The organism is Coriobacteriia bacterium (genome assembly GCA_031292615.1).
In the GTDB taxonomy this organism is placed as follows: Bacteria; Actinomycetota; Coriobacteriia; order Anaerosomatales; family JAAXUF01; genus JARLGT01.
In genome coordinates this window covers 1-6,219 of the sequence record JARLGT010000083.1, presented here as the reverse complement: position 1 = coordinate 6,219, position 6,219 = coordinate 1, and the positions used below count along the sequence as shown (strand labels likewise).

Genomic DNA, 6,219 nt, shown 5'->3' with positions numbered 1-6,219 from the left:
CGTCGCGGAGAGCTGGCCGAGTAGGTCGAAGGCGCTCGCCTGCTAAGCGAGTAAGGGGGTAAAGCTCCCTTCGAGGGTTCGAATCCCTCGCTCTCCGCCATTTGACATCGACACTGCCTGACGACCTCGCGGGGTTTGACACTCCGCCGCCCGAATGGCAGGATACCTAAGCCCTTTGGGGCAGTTGCGCCGTTAGCTCAGCTGGATAGAGTATCTGACTACGAATCAGAAGGTCGCAGGTTCGAATCCTGCACGGCGCACCACGATTGCAACAACGGCTTCCCCTCGGGGAGGCCGTTTTGCGTTGGTCCGCACGCGACAAAGGACGGAGCGCCTGCACGCCCCGGCCTTGCTGTCAGTCGCTCGGAAGTAGCAGCGAAGCCCGTGCTCAGCTCGCGCGCGGGTAGTGAATCACCATGCTCATCGAGGCAGTCGCGGCGCTGGGATTGTGATACGAATGCGGCGCATCGGCCTTGAAGCGGATCGAATCGCCAGCACCGAGTACGTGCTCCTCGTCGCCCACGCGCACTGCTAGCTGGCCGGAGTGCAGCGTCAGGAACTCCTGGGTGCCGGCAGAGTGCGCGTCGGCCTGCAGGTAGCCCCCGGCGTCGATCTCAACGGCATACATCTCGAAGCCGCGCTCGGCGTCGAACGGAAAGACGGGGTAGTTGCGGACCTTGCCATTGTCCTCGACAAGCGGCTCGATCTCGGCGCGTGCCACGATCTCCGAGTCGTCCTGGGCGCGCGTCACCAAGGCCGTGAACGAAACCTTCAGCCCGCTTGCGATGCGCCACAACGTCGATATCGTGGGGTTGACCTCGCCGCGCTCAATCTGCCCCAGCATGCTCTTGCTGACGCCCGAGAGCTTGGCCACGGCGTCGAGGCTCAGGGCCTTCTCGGCGCGGAGACGCTTGAGATTCTCGCCGATGAGTTGGTTCAGGTGCTCCATAGACCGCTCCACTGCACATTCTGTGCGTTATCCTGCACGACTGTGTTAGTATACCTCACGAGTTGAGACCAGAGAGTCGGCGATTCGGCCGATCGGGAGGTGTCGCCCTATGCCTAATGTCTTCGCGTTCCTGTCGTACGTGGTGGTGACCACCTTCACGCCTGGCCCCAACAACATCATGTCGATGTCGAACGCGAGCCGCTTCGGGTTCAGGCGCAGCATGCGGTTTACCACGGGCGTGTGCGCGGGGTTCTTCCTGGTCATCGGAGTAAGCATCGTGTTTACGGTGGCGCTTTTCAGGGCGATCCCGACAATCAAGCCCGTCATGACCGTGATTGGCGCGGCCTACATCCTGTGGCTCGCGTACAAGACCGTGACCAGCAAGCCCCACGACGAGTCCAGCGCGGGCCAGAACACCTTCGTTTCGGGGGTGCTGCTGCAGTTCCTCAATCCCAAGGCCATCCTCTTCGGCATCACGGTGGCATCGACGTTCCTCGTCCCCTACTACCACTCGGTGCCGGCCTTCGTCGCCTTCGCCGCAGCGCTGGCGCTCCTGGCCCTTGTATCGACCAGCCTCTGGGCGCTGTTCGGGAGCGTCTTCGAGCGCTTCATGGCCAGAAACCACACCGCCGTGGGCTGGGTGATGGGCGCACTGCTCGTCTACTGCGCGGTCTCGCTCTTCCACTAGCGGCCGGGCAACGTCCGCAGCCTCCCTACTGCCGTGGTCGCGAATCGGTCTGTCCCCAGACGCGCTCTCGGCGGCCAGCTGTCGTACCATGACCGCTAGGAGGTGGCGGCCATGCGCACGGTCATCGGCGTCATGGGTGGAGCGTTCGTAGACGAGAGCGTCCTTCACAACGCTCGCGAGATCGGCAGGCTCATCGCCGAGCAGGAGTTCGTGCTGCTTACCGGCGGCCGTAACGCGGGAGTGATGGCCGAGGCCTCGCATGGCGCGAACGAAGCCGGAGGGCTGGTGATCGGCATCCTGCCGGGAGATACCGCCGCTAACGTCGCACCCCACGTCGATGTCGCCATCGTCACTGACATGGGCGACGGTCGCAACGTAATCAACGTGCTCTCGAGCCGCGTGGTCGTGGCACTGCCGGGCGGACCGGGCACCGTCTCCGAGATCGCGCTCGCGCTCAAGGCCGGCCGGCCCGTCGTCTTGCTCGGCTTCCCGCTGGGCGTGCCGTTCGGGCCGCAATACGAGCGTGGGCAGCTCGTTGACGCCCGCACACCCCACGAGGCGATCACCGCAGTGCTGAGCTTCCTGTCCGCCGAGGAGGGCGCATGAGCCTCGCCAGCAAGGTCGTTGTCGTGACCGGCTCGACGCGCGGCATCGGCCGTGCAATCGCCGAGGCGTGCGGTCGGGCGAGCGCGACCGTCGTGGTGAGCTCGCGGACACCCGAGGCAGTCACCGCCACGGTCGCGGACCTGCGCGCGGCTGGCACCGCCGCGAGCGGCCTGGCCGCCAACGCCGGCCACTACGAGGAGCTCGAGGCGCTGCGCGACCACGCACTGGCCGAGCACGGGCGCATCGACGCTTGGGTCAGCAATGCCGGCGTAAGCAACGGCTACCGCTTCCTCGACGACGAGGCCGCCGAGGAGCTCCACGACCTCATCACCGTCAACGTGCTCGGCGTCCTGTACGGAGCCAAGCTGCTGCTCCCCTACTTTCGCGAGCACGGCGGCTACCTGATGAACCTGTGCGGCCGAGGCTGGAAGGGCGACGCGACGCCATACACAACAGCCTACGGCGCCAGCAAAGCGGCCGTAGCGTCGCTCACCCGCTCCCTCGCTGCCGAGAACAAGGAGCATCGCAACGTCTCGGTCAACGCCTTCGTACCGGGCATGGTCGACACGGACTTCTACCGCGACGACATGCCCGTAAGCCCGCGGCTGGAAGCCACCCGCCATAACGTCCGCTTCGCGCTGGAGGCCTTCGGGACGCCAGTCGCCGAAGTAGGTGAGCGCTGCGCCCAGCTGCTAGCCGCCGAGCCCGGAGCCACGACCGGTAAGGTGTACCCGATGCTCCGTCTGCCGCAACTCATCTCCGGTGGTGCCAAGATGGCCTACTGGGGCATGACCGGAAGAATGCGCCCGAAACCGTAACCAGCGCACGGAGCCCTCTGCGAACGTCCTCGGCGTGTCCACCGGCTGAGCCGGCGAACACCCCTGCGGAGTGTTCGCCGAGGGCCACGTCACGACTCCGCCCGCTGGACAGTCCTACCGGCGCGGCCCACCGCCAGGTCCCAAGCCGTGACCCCCAAAAGCATTCCGCAGCGCGGTCAGCACCTGCCCCGCGTACGTGGGATGGCCCTCCGAGTCGACGCGGAACTTCAGTGAGTCGGCGATCACCGGCGCCTCGAGACCCATGTCGCGTGCGGCGTTGATCGTCCACTCCCCCTCGCCCGTGTGCCCGACGACCCCGCTCACACCCTCGAGATCGCTGCCCAGCTCGGCATAGGCTTCGCCGAGCCACCCGACAAGGCGCGACTCGATGACGCTGCCATGTTGGTAGACCGCCGAGACCTCCTCGAGGTCCAAGTCGAACTCCGAGGCATGCATCAGCTGGAAGCCCTCGGCGATGGACTGCATCATTCCGTACTCGATGCCGTTGTGAACCATCTTCACGAAGTGGCCCGCGCCGTGGCCGGGGAAGAAGCTGTAGCCGTCGGGGAGCGCGACATCGGTGAACATCGGCTCGGCGTGCTCGAAAGTCTCGCGCGAGCCGCCGATCATCAGGCATGCGCCGTTGCGCGCACCAGCCGGGCCGCCGCTCGTCCCACAGTCGAGGTAGTGAATCCCTAGCTCGGCGAGGCGCGCGGCTCGTGGTGCGGCGTCGCGGAAGAGCGAGTTGCCGCCGTCGATGACGGTGTCGCCCGGTGCCAGGAAGTGCGCAAGCCCGTTGTCGGCGGCGAAGAGCACGTCGTCGACGGGCGCGCCGGCGGGCACCATCAGCCACACCGTGCGTGGGGGGGCAAGTGCGGCCACCAGCTCACGCAGCGAGCCGGCCGGCTCCAAGCCCTGCCCGGCGAGCTTCTCGGCAAGCTCGTGATGGCGATTCCACCCCACCACGCGCCAGCCGTGATCGACGAGGTTCAGCGCCAAGCCTGCGCCCATCTTGCCCAAGCCGCACACGCCGATCTCGCCTCGCCGAGCTGGACCTGAGAGCGCCCTGTCGGCCACCTTCACGATGTCGGCGGAACCTGCATCGTAGTGCTCGAGCGGCACGGCGCCTGACGACCATGCTTCGCAGATCGAGTCGATGAAGGCCCAGCCGGCGTCAACCTCGCGCGTGGACACGAACAGCGTCTGGTCGCCGTCGAAGGCGTCGTGCATCAGCTTGGCGTACTCCTCGACGTACTGCGCCTTCTCGGCCTTCTCGTAGAGGAAGAAACTGAAGCGGCGCTCCTCGATCTCCTCGTCGAAGCCGGGCTTCTTGGCGAAGAACACGATCTCAATCTGATCGGCGGGCTCGAGGGTGAAGACGATGCGATTGGTGTACGGCGCGTCCTCGGGGCAAAGACAGTTCTCGGGCTGGCGGAACGTCACCACGATGCGCTTGCACGCCTCGCCCATCGACTTGCCCGACTCCATCGTCACTCGCACGCCGGCCCAGCGCGGGCCCTCCATGTGCGTGCGCAGCTGGAAGTACGTCTCGGTGCCCGAGTCCGCACGAACGCCCGCCGCCTCGCGGAATCCGGAGTATTGCGCGCGGAACGTCGCCGAGGCGACCTCGGCGGGTGTGAGAGGACGTAGCGACTCGATGAGCGCGGCGCGTGAGTTGCGGATGTCGTCGGCTCGGTCGGAGGCGGGGCGATCCATCGTCACAAGCGCGAGCATCTGCAGCAGGTGGTTCTGGCCGACGTCGCGAAGCGCGCCCACCTTGTCGTAGAACGCTCCGCGCTTGTTGGCGTCGATGGACTCCAGCAGTGTGATGTCGATCGAGTCGATCGCACTTCGGTTCCACTCATGCTCGAAGAGGTTGTTGGTGAACCGGAAGTTCAAGATGCCCTGCAGCATCTCCTTGGCGAGGTAGTGGTCGATGCGGTAGATCTGCTCCTCGCGAAAGAGGCTCGCAAGAAGCGCGTCAAGGTCGCGAGCGGTGTCGAGGTCGTCGCCGAACGGCTTCTCCACCAGCACGCGTGTCCAGCCGGTCGCGTCGCTGCACTCGATGGTCAGGCCACTGCTGGCCAGGTTGCGGAAGATCAACTCGTAGTTCTCGGGAGGCACGGCAAGGTAGAAGAGTTTGTTGGAGCACACGCCCCACTCCTCTTGGATACCGCCGAGGTGTTTGGCGAGTTCGTGATAGGAGTCGGCCTCGTGGAACTCGCCGCGCTGGTACTCGAACAGCTGCAAGAACTCCTCGACATCCGCCGAATCGGCAGTCGCGGCACGCTCCGCCAAGATGCCACGCACGTGCTCGCGCAGCTCGGCGTCGCCCCACTCGCGGCGCCCGAAGCCCACGACGCGCAGCTTCTTTGGCAGCTGCCCCTTGTTGCGCAGGTAGAACAGCGACGGCACGACCTTGCGCGCCATCAGGTCACCGGTGGGACCGAAGACCACAAGGATGGACGGGTGGATCGGCAGGCCCAGACTTGCCGAGGACTCCGTGGCGTCGGACATGGTGAGGCTCCCTCACGAAATGGTGGGTGGTTCCTGAGGGAGTATGCCCATGCGGGGCGTGCTACTGGCTGGGAACGCCTGCGGCGAGCGGGCCGGACAGCGCGTATTTGCCGTCGGGGTTGCGAATCACAGCCAGTTGCTTCTCGAAATCGGACTCGGTGGGCTGGAGCGCCAAGTAGCCGCTGCCGTTGTTGTTGTCGGACACGGCAAGCCAACTCACTTTGGAGTTCGCCCGCTGAGACGCATACGAAGCCACGAATCTTTGGATCGGCGCCGGGGCCTCCCCGACTCCGCTCACGACGTCCGACGCAGTGACCGAGGTCGCGTCTGCATAGCCGAGCGTGTCGAGCGCGTACGTCTCGGCGTCGGTGGTCGGCTGGGTCGACTCGCTCACGGTACCCGAGTCGTTGAGGTTGCCCGAGTCCGAGGTGGTGCACTGCGACGCCAAGCTGGACATGATCCATAGCCCGATGAGGAGAAGGACGATCGGTCTGAGTAGCGCGAAGAACCCTTTGCCACCTGTGCGGGAGCGCCTGCGCGAAGACCACGACGGTCGTGGCGTAACAGAACCGAAGTCCATGGGCGACTCCACGGGTGCCGGCATACTTGCGTGCCTGCGTGCCGCGGGCGGCGTCGGCGCG

General features: G+C 65.8%; 6 protein-coding genes and 2 tRNA genes. 5 read left to right on the top strand and 3 right to left on the bottom strand.

The window, feature by feature from the left end:
• Window positions 1-6 precede the first annotated feature (6 nt).
• Together P4L93_07455 and P4L93_07450 are read left to right on the top strand one after the other, a co-directional pair.
• A tRNA-Ser gene (locus P4L93_07455) sits at window positions 7-100 on the top strand.
• Between the two features lie 86 nt (window positions 101-186).
• A tRNA-Arg gene (locus tag P4L93_07450) sits at window positions 187-263 on the top strand.
• Window positions 264-388: 125 nt separating this feature from the next.
• On the opposite strand, the gene P4L93_07445 is transcribed toward P4L93_07450, so the two are convergent.
• Window positions 389-949 (bottom strand): XRE family transcriptional regulator, encoded by a 561-nt coding sequence (locus tag P4L93_07445; GenBank protein MDR3686772.1) that lies wholly within the window; start codon window positions 947-949, stop codon window positions 389-391.
• A 109-nt stretch (window positions 950-1,058) separates the two neighbouring features.
• Between P4L93_07445 and P4L93_07440 the strand changes: the two genes are divergently transcribed.
• The 3 genes from P4L93_07440 (at window position 1,059) to P4L93_07430 (ending at window position 3,061) form a co-directional block, all read left to right on the top strand.
• Window positions 1,059-1,637, top strand: a complete 579-nt coding sequence (locus P4L93_07440; GenBank protein MDR3686771.1) for a LysE family transporter — start codon at window positions 1,059-1,061, stop codon at window positions 1,635-1,637.
• Between the two features lie 111 nt (window positions 1,638-1,748).
• The gene (locus tag P4L93_07435; GenBank protein MDR3686770.1) at window positions 1,749-2,243 is read left to right on the top strand and encodes an LOG family protein; all 495 of its coding nucleotides are present in this window, start codon (window positions 1,749-1,751) and stop codon (window positions 2,241-2,243) included.
• Window positions 2,240-3,061, top strand: a complete 822-nt coding sequence (locus tag P4L93_07430) for an SDR family NAD(P)-dependent oxidoreductase (protein MDR3686769.1) — start codon at window positions 2,240-2,242, stop codon at window positions 3,059-3,061. The genes P4L93_07435 and P4L93_07430 overlap by 4 nt, the downstream gene beginning before the upstream one ends.
• A gap of 114 nt (window positions 3,062-3,175) precedes the next feature.
• On the opposite strand, the gene zwf is transcribed toward P4L93_07430, so the two are convergent.
• Window positions 3,176-5,578 carry a glucose-6-phosphate dehydrogenase gene (gene zwf, locus P4L93_07425; protein MDR3686768.1) on the bottom strand — a complete coding sequence of 801 codons (2,403 nt, stop codon included), beginning with the start codon at window positions 5,576-5,578 and terminating at the stop codon, window positions 3,176-3,178.
• 61 nt (window positions 5,579-5,639) lie between these two features.
• Window positions 5,640-6,035, bottom strand: coding sequence for a hypothetical protein (locus tag P4L93_07420; GenBank protein MDR3686767.1), 396 nt, complete (start codon window positions 6,033-6,035; stop codon window positions 5,640-5,642).
• Between the last annotated feature and the right edge of the window lie 184 nt (window positions 6,036-6,219).